This is a genomic window from Sulfitobacter sp. IGS-18, from assembly GCF_059628195.1.
Window position 1 is genome coordinate 2,211,588 of record NZ_CM184556.1, and the last position, 25,690, is coordinate 2,237,277.

Sequence of the window (25,690 nt, forward strand, 5' to 3'; positions counted from 1 at the left end):
GGGAGATTGAAAACCCCGGCCCGCTGCCCTATATCTGGAGTGTTCTTCGGAACTATGGACATAAACGCGCTCGTAATAAGCGGATCGGACCCGGGGGCGGTACCCGGCGACTCCACCAATATCCTTCATTTGGGGATCATGGGGTCGAAACAGGATCGACGAACGTCTAAAGGGGTTTTGCTTTGTCTCGGCTGACTGCCACCGTTATCGGCGTAAAAAGTACAATTGCAAATGACAATAGTGCTCCAGTAGCAATGGCCGCGTAAGCGACCGGAGAGACTGAAATCTAAGTCCTTGGGTTTAGCGACTTAAGGCGGGGTTCGCAGGCACCTGGCAACAGAAGCCTGCACTTTCCCCTTCCTCGATGGCCGCAATGCGATGCGGATCAGCAGCAGGGCGGTCTGCCCTTTTTGTCAGATGCACTGCCACTGACCCGGTGATCCGGGCCGAATCCGCCGCCCCGGAAACGCGCGGCGCCCCCCCAATCGCCCCGCCCGGATGCCAGGCCGTCCCGTCCCTGAAAGGCAGAACTTTCTTGCGAAAACGGCGATCCCGGCGCGGTATCGGCATGTCGCCGCACTGGCATCAAAGGTTATTTTGCCACCCGACGGGCGGGACATTTTGACCCTATCCAGATTCCTGTCTTGCCCTGATGCGGTCATTTTCAGATGATGTGATCGGGTCACACTATGCCATAATTTCCCCGTTAGATTGAAATATCAGTGGCTTGGTCACGGTTTTTCCCAATTCTGGGCAAATGTTTGTGTAGGTGGTTCGGATAAAAAGACAGAACGATACAGGACAGAAAGTTAGGCCGAGATATGACCCGCTACACGGGAAATCGCCCCACACCCCAGCGTTCCCTGTATCTGTGGGTGCCGCGTATCATGCTGATTGCGGCCGTCTGCGGCATCATTGTTGCCTTTGGCAAGAAGATCGAGAACCTGTCTTACCAGACCTATCTGCAAAGCCTCCGGCTGAATGCCACGATTGAGCTGTCCACCATCCGCGAACAATTCGAATCCGAAATGGTGGACCGCGTCCTGCGGATCACCCAGCTGGCCTCCGCCCTGTCGGAAAACCCCGACATGAACCAGACCGAATACAACATCAAGGCGGTCGATTTCCTGTTGCAAAGCAATGATGTGATCAACATTGCCGCAGCGCCCGACCTGGTTGTCAGCATGGTCTTTCCCAAGACCGGCAACGAAGCCGTGCTGGGGCTGGATTATCGCGCGAACCCGGCGCAATATCCGAAAGTGGCCGAAGCGATGCGCACCGGACGCGGCCAGATCGACGGGCCCGTCGATCTGGTGCAGGGCGGGCGCGGCCTGATCCTCAGACAGCCGGTCTTTACCAAGCGCAACGGCCAGACGGAGCCCTGGGGGCTGCTTTCCGTGGTGCTGGATTACGATTCATTCGTCGACAACATCAGCAGATCGAACCTCTCGGAACGCTATGACATCGTGCTGCGCGAAAGGCGGATTGACGATGCCCCGACGGCCCAGGTGCTGCTGGGCGACATTGACGCGCTCAGCCAGGATCCGGTGGTGATGACCCTCAACATTCCGCTGGGCATCTGGGAATTGGCGGCCACCCCGGCAGAGGGCTGGCCACAGCGCCGCCCGCAATTCTATTGGCATTGGGCCTTGCGTCTTGCCTTTACCTCGCTGGTTGCCTTCGGCCTGATGTATGTCCTGCGGCTGGCCGATAACCGGCGGAACGCGGAAAGCCGGCTGCAGAACGGCATCGAGGCGCTGCACCATGGCTTCGTGATGTTCGATCCCGAAGGCAGGCTGATCGCGATGAACCAGAAATACGCCGAAATGCACGGCCCCTCCTCTGTCGTGAAGATCGGTGTGAAATACGAAGATATCGTCAAGTCCAGCCTGGCCAAAGGGGTCATCCGCGGCGCCGTCGGCCGCGAGGAGGAATGGCTGGAGGGCTGGCGCAACCGCCCGCTGGACGGATCTTCGGATCCCGAACAGGTCTTGCCCGACGGGCGCATCATGCAGACTTCCGACCGCCTGATGGAGGATGGCAGCGTGGTGGGCCTGCGCATCGACGTGACCGACCTGAAACGTGCCCAGCAGGCGGCAGAGGCCGCCAACAAGGCCAAGACCGATTTCATGGGCGTGTTGAGCCATGAATTGCGCACGCCGCTGACCGTGATCCTGGGCCATGCCCGCCTCGCCCGCCATGTGGACCGCCTGCCCCCTGCGGTGGCCCTGCATGAAGCGCTCAAGGCCCATCCCGAAATCGCCGAGGAGATCGAGCCGCATCTGAAATCGCTCACCGGGCAGATCGTCAACATGATGACCCGGCTGGAACGCTCGGGCGAACACCTGCTGTCGCTGATCAGCGAGATCCTGGATTTTGCCAAGCTCGAATCCGGCAGCCAGGCCATTCAGCCGACCCAGAACGACATCAACGAGATCGTTGGACCGGTCGAAGATCAGATGCGCCCGATGATCGAGGACAAGGGCCTGGAATTCGACGTCTCCGTCGAACCCGGCGAAATCTATGCCGATGCCAACCGGGTCCGCCAGGTGTTGATCAACCTTGTCGGCAACGCGACAAAATTCACCCAGACAGGCAGCATCAAACTGCATGTGGTCATGGATGGCAACCTGGTGGAATTCAGCGTCGCGGATACCGGCATCGGCATTCCCGAAGATCAGGTCAGCCGGGTCTTCGAGGCGTTCCACCAGGTTGATGCCTCTTCGACCCGTCAGTTCGGCGGCACCGGCCTTGGCCTCGCCATTTCACGCGATATCGCCGAAATGCATGGTGGCACGCTGACCGCCAGCAGCGTCCCCGGTCAGGGCAGCACCTTTGTCCTGCGCCTGCCCCGGGAACCCGAGGAATCCGAGAAATCCACCGAAACGCCCGAAGAACGGCAGAATATGGTTGCCTAGGACCTGTCGCAGGTCGTGCTGCATCTTTGACTCGGCGCTGCGGATTATCTGACTCCCTGCAATGGGCCGCATCATGCATTCGTGACCCAATCGTCAAGCGCATCCGGCCCAGACCGGTGCTTCGACGCGGTTTGGGTCAAGGACCGGAGTGCGGACGTTGCTGCCGTGCGCAACAAAACACCAAGCCGCGCATTGACGGGCCGTGGTGCGGCGATCCGACCTCAGTGACTGGCACTTTATGGCGGCCAAGCACATCCTACATAACGATGTAGCATTATAGCAGCCAAATCGCCGTGCCAGGGGACGGCCCGGCGATGCGCGGCGGCCTGCGGCCTTGATCCCGCGCTTGGGAAAGCTGAAAGGCCTCCTTTCTGCCGTTCGTTACGATCTGCGGACAGGTCCGGTTTTCCATTTTTGGGTCAATTGATGACGTAGCTGCCAAAGTCAGCTGACGCTCAACACTTGCCTGACGCCCCCGCACCTCACCATCCGGCCTTGACAGAAGCGCGCTGCGGTGCTGTCTGGGGGCATGGGGTTCTCCGCGAACGCCCCGTGAGGCGCCAGCCAAAGTTCGCATGTATCCCACTTGAGAGGACGCATGCCATGGCTGCCCCGAATGAAATAACCGTACCGCAACTGCTGCGCCTGATCGGCACGCCGGACTGTCCGGTCATCGTCGATATTTCCATTGACCCGGACTTTGCCGAGGATCCGTTTCTGATCCCCGGCTCCTTCCGCCACCCCCATACCGATATTGCGGGCCTCAAGGCGCGTCTGAACGGGCGGGCCTGCGTGATCACCTGCCAGCGCGGCATCAAGCTCAGCCAGGGGATGGTCGCCCGCCTGCGCGCCGACGGGCTGGCGGCGGAATATCTGTCGGGCGGGATGTATGGCTGGCGGGACCATCCCGACACCCTGCGCATCCCCGCAACCGCCCTGCCCGCACCGGTGGACGGGGCCACCCTCTGGGTGACGCGCCACCGGCCCAAGATCGACCGGATCGCCTGCCCCTGGCTGATCCGCCGTTTCGTGGACCCCGACGCGCGCTTCCTTTTTGTCTCGCCCGCCGAGGTGATGGGCGTGGCCGCGCGCTATGATGCGGTGCCTTTCGATGTGCTGGACGTCCGTTTCTCGCATGAGGGTCCCCTGTGCACCTTCGACAAGATGCTGTCCGAATTTGCCCTATCCTCCGACGCGCTTGACCGGCTGGCACAGGTCGTGCGCGCGGCCGATACCGATACCCACGACCAATCCCCCCAGACGGCAGGGCTGCTGGCGCTCTCGGTCGGGCTGTCGCGCCAGTACCGCGATGACCAGATGATGCTTGAGGCGGGCATGGCGCTTTATGACGCGCTCTACCGCTGGGCCCGAGACGGACAGGACGAAGGCCATGACTGGCCTGCGGACCGCGCGTCATGAGCGCGCCCGGCTGGCCGGAAATGACCCGTGTCTTTGGCCGCATCGGGTTGCTGTCCTTTGGCGGACCGGCGGCGCAGATCGCGGTGATGCACCGCGAGCTGGTCGAACACCGCCCCTGGCTGGGCGAGGAGGCGTTTCTGCGGGCGCTGTCGCTGTGCATGCTGTTGCCGGGGCCGGAGGCGATGCAGCTGGCCACCTATGCGGGCTGGCGGCTGCGCGGCGTGGCGGGAGGGCTGCTGGCGGGGCTCCTGTTTGTCGTGCCGGGCGCGCTGGTCATTGCGGTGCTGGCACTGGGCTATGCCTGGTACGGGCAGTTGCCGCTGGTGCAGGCCGGATTCCTGGGGATCAAGGCGGCGGTGATCGTCGTGGTCTTCCAGGCGCTGCGCAAGGTGGCGGGCAAGGCCCTGCACGGCGCAGAGGGCTGGGTGCTGGCGGTGCTGTCCTTCCTGGCGCTCTTTGTGCTCGGCCTGCCTTTTCCGCTGATCATTCTCTGTGCCGGGCTCTGGGGGATGATGCGCGGCCAGACCACCGGGGCGGAGCCGGACGATCTGCCCGCCCGCCCCGCCCGGACCGGGCGCACCCTGCTGGTCTGGTCCGCGCTCTGGGCCGCGCCGCTGCTGGCGCTCTGGGCACTGGATCAGGATTTCCTGCTGCAGCTTGGTCTGTTCTTTTCCAAGCTGGCGGTTGTCACCTTTGGCGGCGCCTATGCGGTGCTGGCCTATATGACCCAGACCGTGGTTCAGGATTACGGCTGGATCAGCACCGACCAGATGATCGACGCGCTGGGGCTGGCGGAAACCACGCCGGGGCCGCTGATCCTGGTGACGGAATTCGTGGCCCTGCTGGCGGGATTCGCACAGTCAGGCGTCAGCGGCGCATTGGCGGCGGGTTTGCTGGCGCTCTGGGTCACCTTCACCCCCTGCTTCTTGTGGATCTTCCTTGCCGGTCCCTACCTGGAGCGGATTTCTGCGCAGCCCCGGCTTGCCGGAGCTTTGCGCGCGATCACCGCCGCCGTTGTCGGCGTGATCGCCAATCTCTCCGTCTGGTTTGCGCTGCATGTGATCTTTGACCGGGTCGAAGGCGCGTTTTTCCTCGCCATTCCGGCCCCGGATCCGGGCAGTTTCAACATCCTGGCCTGCCTCCTTGTCATCGCCGGCATGGTCCTGATGCTGGGCTTCCGGCGGGGTTTTGTGCTGACAATGGCGGCACTGACAACCGCCGCCTTGCTGATGGCTCTGGTTTGACGCTGTACCCCCTTTTCCTTGCCGGGGAATGGGCTATGCTGAGGCGGCCCAAGGGCACAACCGGAGTGAACGATGAGCCGAAAGATCGACTATGGCAACCTGATGCACGAGGCCATGCGGGGCTTGATCCGCAAGGTCCTGCTGGATGTCGCGGAACGCGGTCTGCCGGGGAATCATCACTTTTTCATCACCTTCGACACCTCGCACCCGGATGCGGAACTGGCCGACTGGCTGTCTGACCGCTATCCCGGCGAAATGACCGTGGTGATGCAGCATTGGTACGACAAGCTGGACGTCGGCGAAGAAGGCTTTGCCGTGACGCTGAATTTCGGGGACGCGCCGGAGCCGCTTTACATTCCCTATGATGCGATCCGCACCTTCGTCGACCCCTCGGTCGAATTCGGCCTGCGCTTCGAACAGCAGGACAGTGGCAGCGCCGCGGACAAGACCGTCGAGCGCGGCGATCTGCCCCAGCAGACCGAAGACGAGCTGGAGGTGCCGGAGGAAGACCACAAGGACGCCGAAATCGTCTCGCTCGATTCGTTTCGCAAATAGAGACCGATAGATCCCTTCCGGCAGCCTGTTAGCGCCACCTGCCGATTGCGCAGGGCGCGGCGGGCCGCTACACCCATGCGCAACCGACAAAGACATCAGGAGCCCGACATGGCCGACACCCGCACCGAAACCGACAGCTTTGGCCCGCTCGAAGTTCCCGCCGACAAATACTGGGGCGCGCAGACCCAGCGCTCGATCATGAACTTCCCCATCGGCTGGGAACGCCAGCCGGTTGCGATCATCCGGGCGCTGGGGGTGATCAAGAAAGCCTGCGCCGAGGTGAACCTTGGCTTTGGCGATCTGGACGCGGCACTGGCCCCGGCGATCAAACAGGCGGCACAGGAGGTGATCGACGGCAAGTTCGACGACAACTTCCCGCTGGTGGTCTGGCAGACCGGCTCCGGCACCCAGTCGAACATGAACGCGAACGAGGTCATCTCCAACCGCGCGATCGAGATCATGGGCGGGCAGATGGCCTCGAAAAGCCCGGTGCACCCCAATGATCACTGCAACATGGGCCAGTCATCGAACGACACATTCCCCACGGCGATGCATGTGGCCATCGGCATGGTGGCGCGCGACACGCTGCTGCCGGGCTTGCGCAAGCTGCACACCGCCCTTGCGGCCAAGTCCGAGGAATTCAAGGACATCATCAAGATCGGCCGCACCCATACCCAGGATGCGACACCGCTGACCCTGGGCCAGGAATTCGGCGGCTACGCGCATCAGATGGCCAAGGGCATCGCGCGGGTCGAGGCCTGCCTGCCCGACATCTATGAGCTGGCGCAGGGCGGCACCGCCGTCGGCACCGGTCTGAACACCCGCAAGGGCTTTGCCGAAAAGGTCGCGGCCGAGATTGCCAATATCACCGGCCTGCCCTTTGTCACCGCCCCCAACAAGTTCGAGGCACTGGCCGCCCATGACGCGATGGTCATGTTCTCCGGCGCGCTCAAGACCGTGGCGGCCTCCATGTTCAAGATCGCCAATGACATGCGCCTGCTGGGCTCCGGCCCGCGGTCGGGTCTGGGCGAGCTGATCCTGCCGGAAAACGAGCCGGGATCGTCGATCATGCCGGGCAAGGTGAACCCGACCCAGGCCGAGGCGCTGACCATGGTCTGCGCCCATGTGATGGGCAATGATGCCGCCGTGGGCTTTGCAGGCTCGCAGGGCCATTTCGAGCTGAACGTCTACAACCCGATGATGAGCTACAACGTGCTGCAGTCCATGCAGCTGCTGGGCGATGCGGCGGGCAGTTTCACCGACAACATGGTGGTGGGCACCAAGGCCAACGAGGCGCGCATCGACAAGCTGATGAAGGAAAGCCTGATGCTGGTGACCGCACTGGCCCCCACCATCGGCTATGACAATGCGACCAAGGTCGCCAAGACCGCCCACAAGAACGGCACGACCCTCAAGGAAGAGGCAATTGCGCTGGGTTTCGTGGATGCGGAAACCTTCGACCGCGTGGTGCGGCCGGAACAGATGATTGGACCCAAATGAGCGCCCCCATCAACCTCAACAAGGTGAAGAAAGAACGCAACCGCGCGTCCCGCAAGGCCCGCGCGGATGAAAACGCGGTACAGTTCGGACAGACCAAGGCGCAGAAAGAAGCGCTGAAGGCCCGCGCCGAGCAGATCGCGCGCAATCTGGAGGGCCACAAACGCGAGACATGAGCGGCCGGCCTGTCAAACATTCGGTGACCCTGCAGGGGCACCGGACCTCCATCTCGCTGGAGGATGCCTTCTGGGACGAGTTCCGCGCCATTGCGGCGTCCCAGGGCCAGCCGATCAACGCGCTGGTGGCGCAGATCGACGCGGAACGTGACGTGGACACCGGCCTTGCCTCGGCCATCCGGCTGTTTGTGCTGCGCCGGTTAAAGGATCGTTTACCTTGATTGCGCTAGGCTCGCGCCATGTCTTTGCCGATGGAAATGTCACCGCAGCATTGGGTGACCCATGTCTTCAGCTCGAAAGCGGCCCGCGAGGGTGGCGTGGTGCGCCGCAAGATCAGGGACATCGAGCGTTACGTGGGGCTGGATGCCTTTCTGGAGGAACTTAACCGCAGGGGATTCTCGGCGTTGGAGAATGCGGGGCAACTGGTGATCTTCTGCAATCAGGAACCTGTGCGGATCGCCTCCGGACCCATTCTTTCAAGGAGATCCGTGCCGAACCTGTGAAGGCATCGGGCTTGCAAAGTCCGCTGGGCTTGTATCGTTTTCTTTGAAGAAAACGGCCCGGACTTTTTGAAAAGTCCGCATCCACCCGGTCCTCGCCGAAGAGATTCACCTCACAGCCCCTGCTCCGACCAGACGCACCAGAACCCGTTTTCTTTGAAGAAAACGGCCCGGACTTTTTGAAAAGTCCGCATCCACCGGTCCGAACCGAAGTGACCCACCTCACAGCCCCTGCTCCGACCAGAGGCACCAGAACCCGTTTTCTTTGAAGAAAACGAACCGGACTTTTTGAAAAGTCCGCATCCACCCGGTCCGAACCGAAGAGGCTCACCTCACTGCCCATGTCCCAACCAGAGGCACCAAATCCCGTTTTCTTTGAAGAAAACGGCCCGGACTTTTTGAAAAGTCCGCATCCACCGGTCCGAACCGAAGTGCCTCACCTCACTGCCCCTGCCCCGACCAGAGGCACCAAATCCCGTTTTCTTTGAAGAAAACGAACCGGACTTTTTGAAAAGTCCGGCGCCCTAGCCGACAGAAGCGCGGTAGATCTTGCCGATATTCTCGCCCAGTGCCGCGTTGAAATCCGCATCCGACATCTTCACGTTCAGACCCTCGGTCAGCGCACGAGAGAAGCTCGCGATCATCTTCGGGTTACGGCTGAGACGGCGGCAGGCCTCGTCGGTGGAATAGCCCCCCGAAAGCGCCACCACCCGCAGCACATTGTCATGTCCGGCAAGCGTGTCATAGATGCCGTCCTCTTCGGGGATCGTCAGCTTCAGCATCACCAGCTGGTCCGGTCCCAGCTCGGAAACATGTGCCAGCAGCGCGCGGGCCAGCATCTCTTCGGCCTCCGCCTTGCTTTCGGAGTTGATGTTCACCTCCGGCTCGATGATCGGCACAAGTCCCGCCGCACAGACCGTCCTGGCCACTTCGAACTGCTGCGCCACAACAGCCTCGATGCCCGCCTCGTTCGCTGCATGGATAACTGAACGCTCCTTGGTTCCGAAAATCCCCTTGTCCGCCGCGCGGGCCAGCAGGTCTTCCAGACCGGGCATGGGTTTCAGCAATTGTACATCGCGGTCGGTCTCTTCCAGACCCTTGTCGATCTTCAGGAAGGGCACCACCCGGCGGTCTTCCCACAGCAGCTGCGCAACGGGCTTGCCGTTGATCTCGGCATCCATGGTCCGCTCGAACAGGATTGCGCCAATCACCTTCTCGCTGGTGAAATCATCCGCCAGAATGATCCGGGCGCGCATGGCATGCATCGCGGCAAACATCTCTTCGTCGCCGTTGTAATCCTCGGGCTCAACGCCATAGAGGCTCAGCGCCTTGGGGGTCGAGCCGCCGGATTGATCCAGGGCCGCGATGAACCCCTTGCCGCTGGTCATCTGCATCTTTTGTGCTGAATTGATCGCCATGAAGAGCTCCGCCTGTCCTGTGATTCCTGTCAGCATCGTTCATAAGACAAGACGGCGACCGATGGTAGAGAGCGTGCCGGATGATAGCGCAAACGGCCCCCGCAAGCGCCCGGGTGCCTCAACGGCGCGTCAGCTGCAGCCAGATCCCGCGCTCAGAGCGCACCGTCAGATGCGCCACGGGGACAGGCACCCTGCCCGGCACCGCCGCCACCCGGTAATCGCGCAGGATGCGCGACAGGATCAGCGGCCCCTCGACCATGGCAAAGCCGGCCCCGGTGCAGACCCGTGCCCCGGCGGAAAAGGGGATATAGGCCTCGCGCTGACATTTCTGCCCGTTTTCCGTGCCCCAGCGCGCCGGGTCGAACCCATCCGGATTGTCCCACAGCCTTTCGTGGCGGTGCAGGTGCCAGGGGCTGAGCACCAGCTGCGCCCCGGGTTTCACATCGCGGTCGCGGAAGTGCTCCGGGCAGGTGCTTTCCCGGACCATCATCGGCACGGGCGGATAAAGCCGCAGCGCCTCGCGAAAGACATCGCGGCTGAGCCTGAGTTTCGACATCACCGCAAAATCGCAGGTCTCCAGCACCTGCGCCTCTTCGGCCAGCCGGTCCTGCCAGTCAGGATGGGTTGCCAGCAGATACAGCGTCCAGGCCAGGGCCGAGGCGCTGGTTTCATGCCCTGCGAGGAAGAAGATGGCGACCTGGTCCACCATCTCTTCGGTGTCAAAACGCGCGCCGGTCACCGGGTCGGCGGTGGTCATGATCTTGGTCGCCAGATCGTCAGGCGCGATGCCTGTGGCAATCTCCGCCATCCGGCCTTTGGTCAATGCGGTGATCAGCCGGCGGATGCGGGCGGCGCTTGCCTTTGTCCCGCGGCGAAAGAAACGCGGCATCCAGCGCGGCAGCGGCACAAAGGCGGCAAGATTCAGCAGCGGCTGGCTGCGCTGATAGGTCTTGAACTCCTCGAACACCTCCCGCGCCAGGTGATGTTCGATGGGGATCGAGAACAGCGTGCGAAAGATCACATCGGCAGCGGCATGGCTGGTCTCCGCCTCGATCTCGATCACCTGGCCTGCATGGGGCGCCAGCCGTTGCGCCGCCGCCTCTGCCGCCTCCCACATGGCGGGAAAAGTCTCGCGCAGGCGGCCCCCCTCAAAGGCCGGGTCGATGATGCGGCGCTGGCGCTTCCAGGTGTCGCCATTGGTCAGGAACACCGAATTGCCCAGCAGCGGGCGCAGCCCCTCGCCGATGCGGCCCGATTTGGGGAAATCATCGGGCCGGTCCTTCAGCACCGTCTTGATCAGCTCGGGCTGGTTCATCAGGTAGCTGCGGAAGAAGGGCGTGCGGAACTCCGCCATCCAGGCGCGGTAAAGCCGCGCGGGCTGCGCTGACAGGATATCGGCGCGAAACAGCCGCGCATAACGCCAGAGCGAGACCTTGTCAGGGCGGCTGGCGGGCTTCGGCGGCAGGCTCATGCGGCCAGCGACGTGTATTTGTTGACCGCGCGGTCGATGCGCGATTTCGACGGCGGCCGCCCGGCATAGCGCGCGGCAAGGGTCCGGGGCCCTGCGGTGATCTGGAAGTAATCATAGTCCTTTGGCCGGTCAAAGGCGCAAAGGTACTGGAAATGCAGGCGGAAGAACCGCCAGCGCAATTCCTTCCAGCGCGCGGGGCTGAGCGACTGCGTGAAGGCGGCAGAGAACACCAGCGGCCATTTCTTGCCCGCCGGGGCCACGCCCGACACCGCCACCGGATCGCAAAGCGCAAAGGCGCAGCCGTCGCCGGGGGCGGTGACATCGACCCAGGTCAGCTCGTCACGGGCACTGAGATACTGCAAATCCGCCCGCAGCCGATGCGCTTCGGGCAGGAATGATACCATCGGCACCACCTGCCCCAGCGTCAGAAAGGACAGTGCAGGACCGTCATCCGGCGCCCGGCCCGCGCGGATCAGATCGGCCAGCACCGAGACCCCCAGATGCGCGCCCGATGAATGGCCCACCACCAGCACTTCCTGCACGTCCTCCTGCAATGCCGCTGCGATGCTGTCGCCAAATGCCGCCATCCGCGCTTCAAGTGCGGCGGGATTGGCCCCGCGCGTGGCGGCACCATAGGCGTAGTCATGCATCAGGTAATAGGCAAAGAACCTGCTGTCCTTCTTCTTGAACCAGCGCAGCAACGCGACGGCCAGGAAAACCCCGATGGCAGCCGCTGCGACAACTGCAAGCACCGTGGGAACCTGCGGCAGGAACCCGCGCTGCAGCGCGACCACCGCAAAGCCCGCCAACCAGCCAAGGCCCACCGCAATTCCCAACTGCCCCAGCAGCATCCCCACCGGATAGAGTGCCGCGATCACCGGCCCCTTGCGCAGCTTCATCAGCCGCCAGAGTGCGCCGGAGGCAATATAGACCCAGGCCGTGCGCAGCAATTGCAGGTATGTGGCGGGGATCGAATTGCTCATGCTGTCGCGCACGATGTCGGACCAGACCAGCACCTCCACATCCGCAGCGACATGTGCCGCCTCGATGGTGGCATCGACGTGCCAGCCGTAGTTCCCACCCTTGGGTTTCGGCTTGAGGGCAATCTCATATCCCGAAATCGCCGCCTGGGCCGCGCTTTCCTTGCGATACAACTCCCGGTAGCGGCGCGGATGGATCGGATCGTAGCCGGGAATGTAAAACACCCGCCGCCGCGCCACCCGATTTTCCACCTGTTCGCTCATTGCCTGCCGCCCGTTGTTGGCGCGAGTTTAGCCAGAAATCCAGGCGAGAGTAAGGCGCTTTAGCGCAAGCGGCATGGCCATCGGCCCTGTGCCTCCCGGCGCTCATGCGCATGGCAAACTGGGTGGATCATGCCGAAAGGTTCTGCGCGGCCGGGCCGTTTGATACCGCTCCGCGAAGACATGTCATTCTATACAGGTCTGCGATGACATGTCATTTCAGACCGGTCTTGGTAGACATGTCATATTTGACATGTCAGATTGCTGACAAACCCGGAAACGGCTGCCGCCGGAGGTAAATCGTTCTTCTGCGCTCTGCGTTACGTTTTCGAACGAAGGGCCGCGCCCGAGCCTGGGAGGGCGCATTGAGACGTGCATTCGGAGCGCTTCCCTTACAAATATCAATGTTGTCAGTGTGATACGAGAAGTCACCAAAAGCGCCCTCCCGGGGGGAGGGTCGGGCGCGGCCCGGGCTTTCAGCCCGCGCCAAGGGTTGTGGCTGGCGTCGTGGAAGAACGATTTCGTTGTTTCGGGGGGGCGGGTGCAGGAACGTGCTTTTTCAGCAGCCTGACATGTCAAAAATGACATGTCTTCATTTGAGGCACGACAATCGCAAGCTGCCGCGACCGCAGATGCCGGGCATAAAGCGGCAGAGGCATATGCCACACCAAGACAACAGCAATCGCTCAGGAGTGGCCCTCAGCCCAACGACCCCAGCGCCGGAAAAGTCTCCAGCAACCAGAAGGCAAAGCCGGAGAAAGCCCCGGTCAGCATCGCCAGCCCCACCAGCACCAGCAGGATGCCCATGATCCGCTCGATCAGCCCCATATGCGGCTTGATCCGGTTCATCAGCCCCATGGCACGGGTGATGAACATCGCCGCCAGCAGAAAGGGAATGCCCAGCCCCGCCGCATAGATCCCCAGCAGCAGCGTGCCACGCGTCACGGAAGCCTCGGATGCCGCCAGTGACAGGATCGCCCCCAGCTGCGGCCCGATGCAGGGCGTCCAGCCAAAGGCAAAGGCAAGCCCCAGCACATAGGCGCCAAAGCTGGATCCGCCCTTGTCACCCGCGTCAAGCCGCGCCTCGCGGTCAAGAAAGGGAATGCGGAACAGCCCAAGGAAATGCAGACCGAAGACAATGATCACAACACCTGAGATTCGCGCGAAAAGCACCTGATTTTGCAGGAAAAACGCGCCAAATGCAGATGCGGTGAAGCCCAGGATCAGGAAAACCGTGCTCAGCCCCAGAACAAAGAAGACCGCCGCCACAACCGCACGCCTGCGCGCCGCAGCCACACTGGACATATCGCCCAGACTGACGCCGCTCATATAGGCAAGATAGGGCGGCACGATCGGCAGCACACAGGGGCTGAGAAAGCTGATCACCCCCGCCAGAAGCGCCACCAGCATCGCCGGGAAAAGACCCGCATCTATGAGTTCGATACCAAACATGCGCCACCCTTACCCCCGTTGCGCAGCCGCGTCACGCCCCGCGCCGGTCACAAGCCTGTGGACGGGGTGTAACATCTGTCTTATCCCGGCGGTATGATCACACAAGACCTCGATGCCATCGGGCTGCTCTGCCCCCTGCCCGTGTTGAAACTGCGCAAACGTCTGTCCGCGCTGTCACCGGGCGATTGCATCGCCATGCGCGCGGATGATCCTGCCGCGATCATCGACGTGCCGCATTTCTGCGCCGAGGCGGGGCATACCCTGGTCGAAACCCGCGAGGACGGGGCCGCCCAGCTCTATCTCGTGCGCAAGGGCGGATAGCAAAAGGCGGGCCCAAAGACCCGCCTCTTTTTAGGCGTCAGACGCCATAATTCATGATCTGCGCTGCGGCGTCAGCCGCCCAGCGACCACCAGCCGCGTTTCTTCGGCTTTTTCTCGGCAACCTCTTCCGGTGCCGCCTCGGGCGCGGGTTCAGCTGCCTTGGCTTCGGGCTCCGCCGCCTTGGGTTCTGGCGCCGCCGCTTCGGGTGCGGGCTCGGCTGACAAGCTGGGGGTCGATGCCGCCTGTGCAACCGGTGCCACGCTTGGCGTCACCTCCGGCTTTTCCTCGGCCACGGCTTCCGGCGTTGCCGCCTCGACCGGTGCCGCCGCAGTCTCCGCCTTGGGATCAACCTTGGGTTTCGGCTTGGCCCGGCTGCGGGTGGTTTTCGGCTTGGCCGCGGTTTCCTTGGCAGGGGTCTCATTGGCCGTAGTGGTATTGGCCGTAGTGGTCTTGGCCGTGGTTTCCTTGCCCGTGGTTTCCTTGGTTGCGGCCTCCTTGGCAGTGTCATCCGCCGCTGGCGCAGTCTTGGCCTTGGACGTGCTGCGCGAACGGGTGGTTTTCGGCTTGGGCTTCGGCGCCGCCTCGGCATCCGCTGCTTCCCCGGCTTCCGCAGGTGCCGAAGTCCTGGCATCCGCATCGAGCGCAGCTTCGGCCTCGGCTTTCGCCTTGGCAGATGTGCTGCGCGACCGGCTGCGGGTGGAGGGTTTCTTCTTGGTCTCCGCCTCGACCGGTTCTGCGCTGGCCTTGGCCTCCTCTGCCGCAGGCTCTCCTGCGGTGGCCGCATCCTCAGCGGATGCGGCGCTCTGACTTACCTGGCCTGCATCGGCATCCGAAGATTGATCCTCATCATCCGAGTCATTGTCATCGGAGGATTGATCGCCATTCTGATAATCGCCGTTCGACTTGCTCTTGGACCGGCTCCGCCGGCGCCTGCGACGCCGCTTGGGCTTGCCTTCACCGTCAGAGGACGACCCCTTGTCAGAGGAAGATCCCCTGGACTGGCTCTGCCCGCCGCCATCATCTGTCTCCTCGACGGCATCCTCCCCGGCCCGTTCCGCCGCTTCCGCGGCGGCGGCGTCATCCTCGTCGATCTTGTCCATCAGCGAGGTATCGACAGATACCACATGGTTGGCCGGCGGCACGACCCGTGTCGCGGTCTTGAATTTTTCCATGCTGAACTCAGGGCTGATCAGATGCGGATCACCCTCGATCCGCACCGACATGCCATAGCGCGCCTCGCATTGCGCGACATGTTCGCGTTTCTGGTTCATCAGGAAGTTCGCGATGGCCACCGGTGCCTTGATCAGCACCTCACGGGACCGGCGGCGCGTGCCTTCTTCCTCGATCTGGCGGATGATCGACAGCGCAAGGTTGTCGTCGCTGCGGATCAGACCGGTGCCATGACAGGCCTGGCAGGGCTGCGTCGTCGCCTCGATCATGCCGGGGCGCAGACGCTGACGCGACATTTCCATCAGGCCAAAGCCCGAAATGCGGCCAATCTGGATGCGCGCGCGGTCGGTCTTGAGCTTGTCTTTCATCCGCTTCTCGACGGCGGCGTTGTTCTTGCGCTCGTCCATGTCGATGAAGTCGATCACGATCAGCCCCGCGAGGTCACGCAGACGCAGCTGGCGCGCCACTTCGTCAGCAGCCTCCAGGTTGGTCTTGAGCGCGGTCTGCTCGATCGAGCCTTCCTTGGTCGCCCGGCCGGAGTTCACGTCGATCGCCACCAGCGCCTCTGTCACGCCGATCACGATATAGCCGCCCGACGGCAGCTGCACCGTCGGATTGAACATGCCGCTGAGATAGGTTTCCACCTGGTAGCGGGCAAACAGCGGCAGCCGCTCCTCATAGCGTTTCACGTTCTTGGCATGGGACGGCATGATCATCTTCATGAAGTCCTTGGCGATGCGGTAGCCGCGCTCGCCCTCCACATGGATCTCGTCGATGTCGCGGTTGTAAAGGTCGCGGATCGAGCGTTTGATCAGGTCGCCTTCCTCATAGATCTTGGCGGGTGCCATGCTTTTCAGCGTCAGCTCGCGGATCTGTTCCCACAGGCGCTGCAGGTATTCGTAATCACGCTTGATCTCGGCCTTGGTGCGTTTCGCCCCGGCGGTGCGCACGATCAGCCCGGCCCCCTGGGGAACCTTGATCTCGTTTGCGATTTCCTTGAGCTTCTTGCGGTCCGCCGCATTGGTGATCTTGCGCGAAATGCCGCCGCCACGGGCGGTGTTCGGCATCAGCACGCAGTACCGGCCCGCCAGCGACAGATAGGTGGTCAGCGCCGCACCCTTGTTGCCACGCTCTTCCTTGACGACCTGAACCAGCAGGATCTGACGGACCTTGATGACTTCCTGGATCTTGTAGCGCTTGGGCCGGGGCTTGCGCACCGGGCGGATGTCTTCGCTGTCGTCTTCCTCGGCAACGGATTCGATACTGTCGTCCTTGTCCGAAGCATCGCCACTGTTGTCATTGCCGCGCGCGTCAGCGCCGTCCTCTTCACCGCTGTCATCGTTTTCGGAGGCATCGCCGTTTTCGGCACCGTCATCATTGCGGTCTTCATCGCTGCGGTCGTCGTCCTGCTCGTCTTCGCCGACGGCAGGCGTTTCAACCGGAGTCTCGCCAACCCGCTCCATCGGAGAGGAAGCCTCGTCCTCGCGCACATCGACCTCGTCATCCTCGGACAGATCGACGGTTTCCATGCCGTTGATATCACTGGATGTTGTTGCATCCTGGGTTGTGACATCCGCCGCCTTGGAACTGGACCGGCTGCGCGACCGCGACCGGGAGGACGACCGCTTGGGCTTGTCCTCCTCTTCCTCGCGGGCCGCCTGTGCCTCGGCATAGGCGCGTTCCTCTTCCAGCAGCGCCTGACGGTCGGCTACGGGAATCTGGTAGTAATCGGGATGAATCTCCGAAAAGGCGAGGAAACCGTGACGGTTGCCGCCATAATCGATAAACGCCGCCTGCAGCGACGGTTCGACCCGTGTTACCTTTGCGAGATAGATGTTGCCAGCAAGCTGGCGTTTGTTTTCGGATTCAAAATCGAACTCCTCAACCTTGTTTCCGTCCACGACCACGACACGGGTTTCTTCCGCGTGGGTGGCATCGATAAGCATTTTCTTAGGCATAAATCCACTTTGCACAACACGCGCGCCGCTGCCTGCCCGGGGGGCGCCAGGGGCTGCGTGATGAGACTTGTCAGGGCGATGGGGGACGGCGCAAAAACGGGGCCGGAACCGGCCTCTGATCGTCTGCTCTTGGCACTCGCGCGCGTCATCGCGTTTCTTCTCCGATATGAATCCCCCGAAAGGGGCCATACCCATTATTTACTGCGGTTTTTCAGGGGGCATTGCCCGGACCGTCAGCGGTTCTTTGGCCGTTTCCGGCCCAATCGGCCTGTTCAGGCGTCCCCGGTGGGGCGCGCGAAAACAGCGAAACTCATTGCGGGGTGTCGGATTGGCGCATTGACGCTCCAGTCCACCCTCTGTGCAGTTAAGAGGTTTGGGGGGCAAATGACAATGGGCAATCGTCCCCGTTTATATCGAATGGAGTTGAAACCCGGGCAAAGCTTGACAACACGCAGCCGCTTGGGGACAGTCCCTGCGCGCAAACCGGCTGCACGGTGCACGCGCCAAATTGCATTTTGCGGCCCTCTGCCGGTCGCCCTGATACCAAAGGACCTGCCATGCCAAGATTTCTGCGCCCCGCCCTTTTCCTGTCACTGCTGGCGCTTGTCGCCTGTGACGAGGTTGCCGTGGCCAATGACCCGGTTGCGCGGGCGGAATTGCGCGCCACCAAGAGCTGCATAGCGGCGGTGGAGAAGGAAACCGGTGTGAGCGGTGCCGCCATCAACACGACAATCCCGATCATCGAGATCAACCAGTATATCGTGAATGTGCCCAACGCCCCCTACTGGACCTGCTTCACCAATGACGAAGGCCAGGCACAGACCATCGTGGAAAACCGCCGGGGCTGACCGGGGGCCGGAATTTTCAAAAATTCCGGGCAAATTCTTTTGAAAGAATTTCCATCAGGCCGCCCCATGGGCGGCCTGATGCGTCAGGGTTACAGATAGTCCGAACGTTGCAGCCCGTATTTGGCCATCTTCTCGTTCAGGGTGCGCCGGGGCAGGCAAAGCTCGTCCATCACGCTGGCGATGGAGCCCTTGTGGCGGCGCATCGTGTTGTCGATCAGCATCCGCTCGAAGGCTTCCACATATTCCTTCAGCGGCTTGCCTTCCGTGGTCATCACCGGCTGCATCTCGTCATGATCGGACATCAGCAGCGATGCGATGGTCCCCGAGCCGCGCCGCGATTGCAGCACCGCACGTTCCGCCACATTGATCAGCTGACGCACATTGCCCGGCCAGGGCGCCTGCAACAGCTGCGCGGCCTCCTGCGCGCTGACCTGCGGCGCGTCACAGCCATATTCATCGGCAAACTGGTCCGACAACCGGGTGAACAGCGTCAGGATATCCTCTCCCCGCTGGCGCAGCGGCGGCACGGTGATCCTGAGCGCCGCAAGGCGGTAGAACAGATCCGACCGCAGCGCATCTTCCGAGGTGCGGCCCGCTTCCTGCAGGTTGGAGATCGCCACGATCCGGGTTTCCGCCGGGGTGCCCTGTTCGTTGATCACGCTCAGCAGACGCGCCTGCAATGTTTCCGACAGCGCTTCTATGTCCTCCAGCACCAGGGTGCCGCCGCGCGCCTCTTCGATGGCGGGCAGCTGCGTGTCCTCGGGCAGCATCGGGCCAAACAGCCGCTTGCTCAGCGCGTCCTCCTCCAGCGCGCCGCAGCTGACCAGCACGAATTTCTTGCCTGCGCGGCTGCCAACCGCATGCAGCGCATGGGCCACCAGCGTCTTGCCGGTGCCGGTTTCGCCGTCGATCAGCACATGGCCATCGGCCTGCCCCAGATCAAGGATATCCTCGCGCAGACGCTCCATCACCGGGCTCTGGCCGATCAGCTTTTTCATCAGCTGGCCGCCGTCGGAGAGTTCACGCCGCAGCGCGCGGTTGTCCATCACCAGCCGCCGCGCCAGGGTCGCCTTCTTGGCGAGTTCGTTCATCCGGTCCGGGTTGAAGGGTTTTTCGAGAAAGTCGAAGGCCCCGACGCGCATCGCCTCGACCGCCATCGGCACATCGCCATGCCCGGTGATCATGATCACCGGCAGCGCGCTGTCATTGCCCATCAGCTTTTTCAGGAACTGCATGCCGTCCATGCCGGGCATCTTGATGTCCGAAATCACGATGCCGGGGTAATCCGGTCCCAGCTTCTTCAGCGCATCCTCGGCCGACCCGAAAGTCTCCGTGTCATATCCCGACAGCGCCAGCCACTGGCTGATCGACTGCCGCATGTCCTGTTCGTCATCGACAATCGCGATCTTCATTGCCTGTGCCATAGCCGTTTACTCCGCCGCTTCCATATTGTTCGTATCGCCCAGAATGGGCAGTTGCATTTCAAAAACTGCGCCACCGCCCTGTCCGTTCCGAGCCGTCAGCCTTCCGCCCAGATCGGTCACGATCCCGCTTGAGATGGCAAGGCCCAGACCAACGCCGTCGCCGGGCTGTTTGGTCGTGTAGAACGGTTCGAACAGCGCGTCGAGGTCCTCGATCCCCGGCCCGTTGTCGCGCACTGTCAGTGTCGCCGTCTCACCCGCGCTCAGCATGATCTCCACATGCGGGTTCCTTTCAGACTTGGTGGCGTCGAGCGCATTGCGCAAGAGGTTGACCATCACCTGTTCAATCCGCATCCGGTCGCCCATGACCATCACCGGCGCATCGGGCAGGATGCGGCTGATCTGCACCTGCCGCTGGCGCAGCTGCGGTTCCATCATCGACAGGCTTGAGGCAAGTGCCGCCGCCATATCCACCGGTGAAAACGCCTCCTGCCCCTTGCGGGCATAGGATTTCAGCTGCCGGGTGATCGCCCCCATCCGCTCGATCAGATCGTCGATGCGCCCGAAAGAGGACAGCGCCTCCTCGGGCCGGTTGCGCCGCAACAGCAGCCGCGCGCCGGCAAGATAGGTCTTCATCGCGGCCAGCGGCTGGTTCAACTCATGGCTCACCGCGGCCGACATTTCCCCCAGCGCCGCCAGTTTGCTGGATTGTTCCAGCGTCTGTTCGGCCACCGCCAGGGTTTCCTGCACCCTTTTGCGCTCGGCGATTTCCCGCTGCAGGGCGGCGTTCAGCGCCCGCAGCTTGGCCGACTCACGCTGGAAAATCGCCAGCCTGCCCGCCGTGCGGCGGCTGAGGAAGTAGAAGGCCAGCGCCAGCAGGATGGCAAATGCCATCACCTCCAGCGCCAGCACGCCGTTCACCTTCTCGCGGACCGAGGCATAGGTGGTGTAGCTGGTCATGCGCCAGCCCCGGAACGGGATCTTGTTCTCCAGCCGCATCACCGCCTCGCCCTGCAGATAGGCATCGGGCGGCAGCGCGGTCCAGTCCGCGGTCACCTTGATCGCGCGTTCGATGGCGCTGCGCGCGGGCTGGGTCGACAGCGCCTCGGGCTCGGTCCGGCCACGCCAGCGCGGCTCGGTCGCCAGAATGATCTCTCCGGCGCTGTCCATCACGATCACCGCATCCGAAATGCCCGCCCAGGCGCGTTCGAACTTTTGCAGATCCACCTCGACGGCAATCACCCCCAGCGTGGTGCCGCCATCCTGAATCCGCCGTGAATACATGAACTTATAGCCGCCGCCATCCACCTTGATGGTGCTGAAGATGGTGGCATTCGACCGGATCGCATCGACAAAATAGGCATTCGACCGATGGTTCGATCCCAGCCGGTTGCGGTCGGTTGCAGCCACGGTGCGCCCGTCCAGATCATAAAGCATCAGCGAGGCGGCTCCGATTTCCTCGACAAAGGAGATCAGCCGTTGGGTGGAAAGCGAATAATCTGCCGTCTGCAGCGCGCCGATCAGCGTGGGGTCACGCGCCAGCAGCTGCGGCACAATGGCGTTCTGGCGCAATTCGGCCAGCAGGTTTCCCGAATAAAGCGCAATCCGCAGTTCCGCGCGGCTGCGGGTGCTGTCGGTAAAACGGTCGGTCAGCAGGCTGTTGGTGACCGAGATCACGGCCACCGCCAGCAACATCAGCACGCCAATGGCCACCCGGACCCGCCAGGAGACCGTCAAGGTTCGTCGTTTGTCTGTTGCTTCCGCCATCTGCGCAATTTACGCGCAAGGCACCGCGCACTCAAGTCAGGCCGTGGCCAGCGCCCCTGCCAATGCGCGGAAGAGCGCCACCCCGTCGGTTCCGCCATGCCCCGCATCCGCCGCCCGCTCCGGATGCGGCATCATGCCCAGCACCCTGCGGTTCGGTGACAGGATGCCGGCGATATCGGCCTGCGCCCCGTTGGGGTTGTCGGTATAGGTAAAGGCGACGCGGTCTTCGTCCTGCAGCCGGGCGATGGTATCGGCATCGGCAAAGTAATTGCCGTCATGATGTGCGATGGGAATGTCGATCACGTCACCGGCGTTATAGGCGGAGGTGAAATCGCTCTGCGATGTCTCCACCTTCAGACCCACGGTCTTGCAGATGTACTTGAGCCCCGCATTGCGCAGCAGCGCACCCGGCAGCAGCCCGGTTTCCGTCAGCACCTGAAAGCCGTTGCAGACCCCCAGCACATAGCCGCCCCGCTCTGCATGGGCCCTGACCGCGCCGCAGATCGGCGATTGCGCGGCAATGGCGCCGCAGCGCAGGTAGTCGCCATAGGAAAAGCCGCCGGGAATGCCGACCATGTCGATCCCTTCGGGCAGCGCGCTGTCCTTGTGCCAGACCATCTCGACCTCGGCCCCGGCGGCGCGAAAGGCCACCGCAAGGTCGCGGTCGCAGTTCGATCCGGGAAAGACGACAACCGCCGCGCGCATCAGGTCAGTTCCACGGCGTAGGATTCGATCACCGTATTGGCCAACAGCTTTTCGCACATGGCCGTGACATCGGCCTCGGTGGTGCCCTCGGCCAGGTCCAGTTCGATCACCTTGCCCTGGCGCACCCCGTTCACCCCGTCAAAGCCAAGCGCGCCAAGCGCATGACGCACGGCCTCGCCCTGGGGGTCCAGAACCCCGTTCTTCAACATCACATGCACCCGTGCTTTCATGGCGCGTCCCCTCGCTTCTTTATGCCAAAATACGCAGGCGCCCTGCCCGCCCTGATTGTCTTCCGCCTCAGTTGATGAGCTTCGGTTTGGAAATCGGCGTGGAGGACTTGGGCATCACACCCAGCCGCCGCGCCACTTCGGTATAGGCGTCGGTCAGCGAGCCAAGGTCACGGCGGAACACATCCTTGTCCAGCTTCTGGCCGGTCTCGATGTCCCACAGCCGACAGCTGTCCGGGCTGATCTCGTCGGCGACGATCAGGCGCTGGAAATCACCGTCATAGACTCGGCCGATCTCGATCTTGAAATCCACCAGCTTGATACCGACCGCCATCATCACACCGCTGAGGAAGTCGTTCACCCGCAGGGCGAGGCTCAGGATATCGTCCATGTCCTGCTGGCTGGCCCAGCCAAAGGCCGCGATATGTTCCTCGGTGACCAGCGGATCGCCCAGCTTGTCGTCCTTGTAGCAATATTCGACGATCGGGCGCGGCAGCTGCAGCCCTTCCTCGATCCCCAGCCGCTTGGCCATGGTCCCGGCGGCGAAATTGCGCACGATGACTTCCAGCGGAATGATCTCGCACTGGCGCACCAGCTGTTCGCGCATGTTCAGACGCTTGATGAAATGCGTGGGCACCCCGATCTGGTTCAGCCCGGTCATGAAAAATTCGCTCAGGCGGTTGTTCAACACGCCCTTGCCTTCGATCACGTCTTTCTTCTGCGCGTTGAAGGCGGTGGCGTCGTCCTTGAAGTACTGAACGATGGTGCCGGGTTCGGGGCCTTCGTAGAGGATTTTCGCTTTGCCTTCGTAAATCTTGGTGCGCCGGGCCATGGGCGTCCTTTCCGCAAGGGGGCCAGCCGCAAGAAGAGAAGCAAGGCCCGTTTGCGCTCCTCTTAGTCTATGGGTGCGCACACCGCAAGCACGCCTTGGGCCGGTTTTCCCTTGCGCCCGTCCGCCCCAGCACCCACATTTAAATTCAGAACGATCATTGCCAGGGAGAGAACCCGATGACCACGATGAAAGACCGCGAAAAAGCGTTCGAGAGCAAATTTGCCCATGACGCGGAAATGCAGTTCAAGGCCGAGGCACGGCGCAACAAGCTGCTGGGCCTCTGGGCGGCGGAGTTGATGGGCAAGACCGGCGATGCGGCGCAGGCATATGCCCGCGAGGTGGTCAAGGCGGACTTCGAGGAAGCAGGCCACGAAGACGTCTTTCGCAAGGTCTCGGGCGATCTGGGCGACAAGGCGGACGAGGCGACGATCCGCGCCCGGATGGCCGCCCTGATGACCGAGGCCAAGGCCCAGATCCTGAACGAGACCGACTGAAACCGGAACCCGCCATAAACCCGCTGCAAAGGCTTGAAAATTCAACGCGTCTTTCATTCAAATGGAAGGCGCGTTTTTGTTTGTGATGGCGGCGGTTTAACCTTTTGACCGCCACCGCCCCCTATTGTCGCCCCGCAGGCAAGGCATGGGGGACATGGGATCATGGCAAGTATCGCGGTGGCATCGCGGCATCTGGCGCGGGGGGCACGTTTTGTTGTGCCGCTGGCCCTTACGGCGGGCTGTCTTTGGCTGGTCCGTCAGCAGGTGGGCGATGACATGCCCGCCGCCCTGCCCGCCAGCCTGTCCGGCATTGGCGCGGTCAACATCCTGCTGGCGCTGGGTTGCGTTGCGATCGGTTTCTGGGCCGTGGGGCGCTATGACGGTTTGTCGCACCGCCATTTCGGCACCCGGGTGCCGCCACGGGTCGCCCGGCTGAGCGGCACCATGGCCATTGCCCTGGCCCAGACCCTCGGCTTTGGCGTGATCACCGGGGCGCTGGTGCGCCACCGCCTGTTGCCCGGTCTGGGGTTTCGCCGCGCGTTACAGCTTTCGGTCTTTGTGTCGCTCAGCTTTCTGGCCGCCTGGCTCTGGATCACCGCGCTGGCCTGCGTCGTTCTGCCCGCGCCGGGCTGGACCACACTGCCTGCCATGGTTGCGCTGGCCGGTCTGCCGCTCTGTACGGGGCTGATGGCTTTTGGTCCGCGCCCGCGTAAGGCGCGCTGGCGCGCTGCCCTGCCGACACTGCTGGCACTTGGTGCCATCCTGCTCTGGGCGGCGCTGGACCTGCTGGCGGCGGCGCTGGTCCTCTACCTGCTGATCCCGCCAGGCACCCTGGGTTTCGGCAGCTTTGTCCCGGTCTTCCTGCTGGCCTATGGGGCCGGGCTGCTGTCCGGTGCGCCGGGCGGGGTCGGCCCCTTTGAACTGGTCCTGCTCAGCCTCTTGCCGCAGGTCCCGGATGCCATGCTGATCGGCGCGATCATGGGCTATCGCGGGCTTTACTATGCGCTGCCCGCCGTCCTTGGCGCGCTCGCCCTGCTCCGCCCCTTGTCGCTGGACCTGCCGCCGACACCCGTGCCGCGCGCCCGGCATGAAGGGCGCGCGGAACTGGGCCTCATGCGGCAGAACGGTGGCCGGGTCGCGCGGCTGGGCGGCAGTGACATGGCGCTGTGGCGCTGCGGTCAGGCGCTGGTCGTGCTGCCCGGTGCCGCGCCGCTGGCGACTGTTGCGTCCCTCACCGCGCTGCAGCGCCGCGCGCGGCACGACAACCGGCTGGCCTGCCTGTACAAATGCACCGCGCGCGAGGCAGCGCTTGTCCGGTCGGCGGGCTGGCAGGTGCTGCGCATCGCGCAGGAGGCGCTGCTGGACCCGCAGGCCTTCGATCTGCACCAACCCGCCTGCCGGGGCCTGCGCCGCAAGCTGCGTCAGGCGGCAAAGGCCGGGGTCCTTGTGCAGCAGGCCGGGGTGCTGCCGCTGGGGCCGATGGCGGCGATTGATGCCTGCTGGCAGCGCCGCAACGGCCCCGCGCGGGGCGGCACCATGGGGCGGTTCTGCCCCGATTACATCGCGGGTCAGCAGGTCTTTCTGGCCTGGCAGGATGACAGGTTGCTGGGCTTTGCCAGCTTCCACGCGGGCGCCCATGACAGGGCGCTGGACCTGATGCGCCTGTCGGCGGAAGCCCCCGCCGGGACGATGCAGGCGCTGGTGATCGCCGCGCTGGAGGCGGCGCGTGCCGACGGGTCAAGCGGCTTCAGCCTTGCCGCGGTGCCGGATATTCCGGCGCTGGCGCATCCGCTGCTCGCCCCCATGCGCGCGCCGCTGCTGGCGCGCGCCGGTGCCGCAGGGCTGCGGCAGTTCAAATCCGGTTTCGCCCCCCATTGGTCGCCCCGCTATGTCGCGGCACCAAGCCGTGCGGCGCTGGCGCTCTGCCTGGCCGATCTCACCCGCGAGATCCATCATCCGCCCGCGCTGGCGGGTGGTGGCCCGCTTCATGACGGTGATGAAGAATATGAACTTGCCCCAGAGCGGGCTGCGTGAAATAGGCAGGGAACCACGCGCG

Annotated in this window: 22 protein-coding genes and 1 other RNA gene; 13 read left to right on the top strand and 10 right to left on the bottom strand. The window is 63.2% G+C overall.

Annotation, left to right across the window (positions count from 1 at the left end; all coding sequences use genetic code 11):
• Positions 1–2: 2 nt before the first annotated feature.
• From ssrA to ACWNZ3_RS10755, 9 genes are all read left to right on the top strand, one after another.
• Positions 3–351, top strand: a transfer-messenger RNA (tmRNA) gene (gene ssrA, locus ACWNZ3_RS10715).
• A 536-nt stretch (positions 352–887) separates the two neighbouring features.
• The gene (locus tag ACWNZ3_RS10720; RefSeq protein WP_496899932.1) at positions 888–2,918 is read left to right on the top strand and encodes an ATP-binding protein; all 2,031 of its coding nucleotides are present in this window, start codon (positions 888–890) and stop codon (positions 2,916–2,918) included.
• 603 nt (positions 2,919–3,521) lie between these two features.
• Complete coding sequence (locus ACWNZ3_RS10725; RefSeq protein WP_496899933.1) at positions 3,522–4,337, top strand: chromate resistance protein ChrB domain-containing protein; 816 nt, start codon at positions 3,522–3,524, stop codon at positions 4,335–4,337.
• On the top strand, positions 4,334–5,581 hold the full coding sequence (chrA, locus tag ACWNZ3_RS10730; RefSeq protein WP_496899934.1) for a chromate efflux transporter: 1,248 nt from the start codon (positions 4,334–4,336) through the stop codon (positions 5,579–5,581). The genes ACWNZ3_RS10725 and chrA overlap by 4 nt, the downstream gene beginning before the upstream one ends.
• Before the next feature lie 72 nt (positions 5,582–5,653).
• The gene (locus ACWNZ3_RS10735) at positions 5,654–6,136 is read left to right on the top strand and encodes an SspB family protein (RefSeq protein ID WP_114277302.1); all 483 of its coding nucleotides are present in this window, start codon (positions 5,654–5,656) and stop codon (positions 6,134–6,136) included.
• Between the two features lie 108 nt (positions 6,137–6,244).
• On the top strand, positions 6,245–7,636 hold the full coding sequence (gene fumC / locus ACWNZ3_RS10740; protein WP_274575473.1) for a class II fumarate hydratase: 1,392 nt from the start codon (positions 6,245–6,247) through the stop codon (positions 7,634–7,636).
• Positions 7,633–7,809, top strand: a complete 177-nt coding sequence (locus ACWNZ3_RS10745) for a DUF4169 family protein (RefSeq protein ID WP_269361810.1) — start codon at positions 7,633–7,635, stop codon at positions 7,807–7,809. Before fumC ends, ACWNZ3_RS10745 begins: the two co-directional genes overlap by 4 nt.
• Positions 7,806–8,030 carry a ribbon-helix-helix domain-containing protein gene (locus tag ACWNZ3_RS10750; protein WP_269361808.1) on the top strand — a complete coding sequence of 75 codons (225 nt, stop codon included), beginning with the start codon at positions 7,806–7,808 and terminating at the stop codon, positions 8,028–8,030. The genes ACWNZ3_RS10745 and ACWNZ3_RS10750 overlap by 4 nt, the downstream gene beginning before the upstream one ends.
• Before the next feature lie 18 nt (positions 8,031–8,048).
• Positions 8,049–8,312 carry an N-(5'-phosphoribosyl)anthranilate isomerase gene (locus tag ACWNZ3_RS10755; RefSeq protein WP_496899935.1) on the top strand — a complete coding sequence of 88 codons (264 nt, stop codon included), beginning with the start codon at positions 8,049–8,051 and terminating at the stop codon, positions 8,310–8,312.
• 521 nt (positions 8,313–8,833) lie between these two features.
• Here ACWNZ3_RS10755 and ACWNZ3_RS10760 read toward each other — a convergent pair.
• The 4 genes from ACWNZ3_RS10760 to ACWNZ3_RS10775 all read right to left on the bottom strand — a co-directional run bounded on the left by ACWNZ3_RS10760 (position 8,834) and on the right by ACWNZ3_RS10775 (position 13,891).
• Positions 8,834–9,727, bottom strand: coding sequence for a fructose bisphosphate aldolase (locus ACWNZ3_RS10760; protein WP_496899936.1), 894 nt, complete (start codon positions 9,725–9,727; stop codon positions 8,834–8,836).
• Positions 9,728–9,845: 118 nt separating this feature from the next.
• Positions 9,846–11,198: a cytochrome P450 gene (locus tag ACWNZ3_RS10765; protein ID WP_496899937.1), complete on the bottom strand. Its 1,353-nt coding sequence runs from the start codon at positions 11,196–11,198 to the stop codon at positions 9,846–9,848.
• On the bottom strand, positions 11,195–12,442 hold the full coding sequence (locus tag ACWNZ3_RS10770) for a hypothetical protein (RefSeq protein ID WP_496899938.1): 1,248 nt from the start codon (positions 12,440–12,442) through the stop codon (positions 11,195–11,197). Before ACWNZ3_RS10770 ends, ACWNZ3_RS10765 begins: the two co-directional genes overlap by 4 nt.
• 696 nt (positions 12,443–13,138) lie before the next feature.
• Entirely contained in the window at positions 13,139–13,891 is a 753-nt protein-coding gene (locus ACWNZ3_RS10775; protein WP_114277309.1) for a cytochrome c biogenesis CcdA family protein, read from the bottom strand.
• Positions 13,892–13,984: 93 nt separating this feature from the next.
• On the opposite strand from ACWNZ3_RS10775, the gene ACWNZ3_RS10780 reads away from it, so the two are divergent.
• Entirely contained in the window at positions 13,985–14,212 is a 228-nt protein-coding gene (locus tag ACWNZ3_RS10780; protein WP_274577354.1) for a sulfurtransferase TusA family protein, read from the top strand.
• Positions 14,213–14,283: 71 nt separating this feature from the next.
• On the opposite strand, the gene ACWNZ3_RS10785 is transcribed toward ACWNZ3_RS10780, so the two are convergent.
• Positions 14,284–17,340 carry an Rne/Rng family ribonuclease gene (locus tag ACWNZ3_RS10785; protein ID WP_496899939.1) on the bottom strand — a complete coding sequence of 1,019 codons (3,057 nt, stop codon included), beginning with the start codon at positions 17,338–17,340 and terminating at the stop codon, positions 14,284–14,286.
• 557 nt (positions 17,341–17,897) lie between these two features.
• Here ACWNZ3_RS10785 and ACWNZ3_RS10790 point away from each other — a divergent pair.
• Positions 17,898–18,188 carry a hypothetical protein gene (locus ACWNZ3_RS10790; RefSeq protein ID WP_269361794.1) on the top strand — a complete coding sequence of 97 codons (291 nt, stop codon included), beginning with the start codon at positions 17,898–17,900 and terminating at the stop codon, positions 18,186–18,188.
• An 89-nt stretch (positions 18,189–18,277) separates the two neighbouring features.
• Here the strand turns inward: ACWNZ3_RS10790 and ACWNZ3_RS10795 are convergent, their stop codons facing one another.
• The 5 genes from ACWNZ3_RS10795 to purC all read right to left on the bottom strand — a co-directional run bounded on the left by ACWNZ3_RS10795 (position 18,278) and on the right by purC (position 23,140).
• Complete coding sequence (locus ACWNZ3_RS10795; RefSeq protein WP_114277313.1) at positions 18,278–19,612, bottom strand: sigma-54-dependent transcriptional regulator; 1,335 nt, start codon at positions 19,610–19,612, stop codon at positions 18,278–18,280.
• 6 nt (positions 19,613–19,618) lie between these two features.
• Positions 19,619–21,376, bottom strand: coding sequence for a sensor histidine kinase (locus ACWNZ3_RS10800; protein ID WP_269361792.1), 1,758 nt, complete (start codon positions 21,374–21,376; stop codon positions 19,619–19,621).
• A gap of 36 nt (positions 21,377–21,412) precedes the next feature.
• Positions 21,413–22,081, bottom strand: coding sequence for a phosphoribosylformylglycinamidine synthase subunit PurQ (gene purQ, locus ACWNZ3_RS10805; protein ID WP_269361790.1), 669 nt, complete (start codon positions 22,079–22,081; stop codon positions 21,413–21,415).
• A complete protein-coding gene (gene purS, locus ACWNZ3_RS10810; RefSeq protein ID WP_269361789.1) occupies positions 22,081–22,311 on the bottom strand; it encodes a phosphoribosylformylglycinamidine synthase subunit PurS in 231 nt (76 codons plus the stop codon). Before purS ends, purQ begins: the two co-directional genes overlap by 1 nt.
• Before the next feature lie 67 nt (positions 22,312–22,378).
• Positions 22,379–23,140 (bottom strand): phosphoribosylaminoimidazolesuccinocarboxamide synthase, encoded by a 762-nt coding sequence (gene purC / locus ACWNZ3_RS10815; protein WP_114277317.1) that lies wholly within the window; start codon positions 23,138–23,140, stop codon positions 22,379–22,381.
• A 176-nt stretch (positions 23,141–23,316) separates the two neighbouring features.
• Between purC and ACWNZ3_RS10820 the strand changes: the two genes are divergently transcribed.
• Together ACWNZ3_RS10820 and ACWNZ3_RS10825 are read left to right on the top strand one after the other, a co-directional pair.
• Positions 23,317–23,634 (top strand): DUF1476 domain-containing protein, encoded by a 318-nt coding sequence (locus ACWNZ3_RS10820; RefSeq protein ID WP_269361787.1) that lies wholly within the window; start codon positions 23,317–23,319, stop codon positions 23,632–23,634.
• 162 nt (positions 23,635–23,796) lie between these two features.
• Positions 23,797–25,668, top strand: coding sequence for a phosphatidylglycerol lysyltransferase domain-containing protein (locus ACWNZ3_RS10825; RefSeq protein ID WP_496899940.1), 1,872 nt, complete (start codon positions 23,797–23,799; stop codon positions 25,666–25,668).
• Positions 25,669–25,690 lie beyond the last annotated feature (22 nt).

Excerpts from the sequence above, each read along its gene's own strand:
- ACWNZ3_RS10720 (WP_496899932.1), top strand. The coding sequence starts at position 888 with ATGCTGATTGCGGCCGTCTGCGGCATCATTGTTGCCTTTGGCAAGAAG.
- ACWNZ3_RS10725 (WP_496899933.1), top strand. The coding sequence starts at position 3,522 with ATGGCTGCCCCGAATGAAATAACCGTACCGCAACTGCTGCGCCTGATC.
- chrA (WP_496899934.1), top strand. The coding sequence starts at position 4,334 with ATGAGCGCGCCCGGCTGGCCGGAAATGACCCGTGTCTTTGGCCGCATC.
- ACWNZ3_RS10735 (WP_114277302.1), top strand. The coding sequence starts at position 5,654 with ATGAGCCGAAAGATCGACTATGGCAACCTGATGCACGAGGCCATGCGG.
- fumC (WP_274575473.1), top strand. The coding sequence starts at position 6,245 with ATGGCCGACACCCGCACCGAAACCGACAGCTTTGGCCCGCTCGAAGTT.
- ACWNZ3_RS10745 (WP_269361810.1), top strand. The coding sequence starts at position 7,633 with ATGAGCGCCCCCATCAACCTCAACAAGGTGAAGAAAGAACGCAACCGC.
- ACWNZ3_RS10750 (WP_269361808.1), top strand. The coding sequence starts at position 7,806 with ATGAGCGGCCGGCCTGTCAAACATTCGGTGACCCTGCAGGGGCACCGG.
- ACWNZ3_RS10755 (WP_496899935.1), top strand. The coding sequence starts at position 8,049 with ATGTCTTTGCCGATGGAAATGTCACCGCAGCATTGGGTGACCCATGTC.
- ACWNZ3_RS10760 (WP_496899936.1), bottom strand. The coding sequence starts at position 9,727 with ATGGCGATCAATTCAGCACAAAAGATGCAGATGACCAGCGGCAAGGGG.
- ACWNZ3_RS10765 (WP_496899937.1), bottom strand. The coding sequence starts at position 11,198 with ATGAGCCTGCCGCCGAAGCCCGCCAGCCGCCCTGACAAGGTCTCGCTC.
- ACWNZ3_RS10770 (WP_496899938.1), bottom strand. The coding sequence starts at position 12,442 with ATGAGCGAACAGGTGGAAAATCGGGTGGCGCGGCGGCGGGTGTTTTAC.
- ACWNZ3_RS10775 (WP_114277309.1), bottom strand. The coding sequence starts at position 13,891 with ATGTTTGGTATCGAACTCATAGATGCGGGTCTTTTCCCGGCGATGCTG.
- ACWNZ3_RS10780 (WP_274577354.1), top strand. The coding sequence starts at position 13,985 with ATGATCACACAAGACCTCGATGCCATCGGGCTGCTCTGCCCCCTGCCC.
- ACWNZ3_RS10785 (WP_496899939.1), bottom strand. The coding sequence starts at position 17,340 with ATGCCTAAGAAAATGCTTATCGATGCCACCCACGCGGAAGAAACCCGT.
- ACWNZ3_RS10790 (WP_269361794.1), top strand. The coding sequence starts at position 17,898 with ATGCCAAGATTTCTGCGCCCCGCCCTTTTCCTGTCACTGCTGGCGCTT.
- ACWNZ3_RS10795 (WP_114277313.1), bottom strand. The coding sequence starts at position 19,612 with ATGGCACAGGCAATGAAGATCGCGATTGTCGATGACGAACAGGACATG.
- ACWNZ3_RS10800 (WP_269361792.1), bottom strand. The coding sequence starts at position 21,376 with ATGGCGGAAGCAACAGACAAACGACGAACCTTGACGGTCTCCTGGCGG.
- purQ (WP_269361790.1), bottom strand. The coding sequence starts at position 22,081 with ATGCGCGCGGCGGTTGTCGTCTTTCCCGGATCGAACTGCGACCGCGAC.
- purS (WP_269361789.1), bottom strand. The coding sequence starts at position 22,311 with ATGAAAGCACGGGTGCATGTGATGTTGAAGAACGGGGTTCTGGACCCC.
- purC (WP_114277317.1), bottom strand. The coding sequence starts at position 23,140 with ATGGCCCGGCGCACCAAGATTTACGAAGGCAAAGCGAAAATCCTCTAC.
- ACWNZ3_RS10820 (WP_269361787.1), top strand. The coding sequence starts at position 23,317 with ATGACCACGATGAAAGACCGCGAAAAAGCGTTCGAGAGCAAATTTGCC.
- ACWNZ3_RS10825 (WP_496899940.1), top strand. The coding sequence starts at position 23,797 with ATGGCAAGTATCGCGGTGGCATCGCGGCATCTGGCGCGGGGGGCACGT.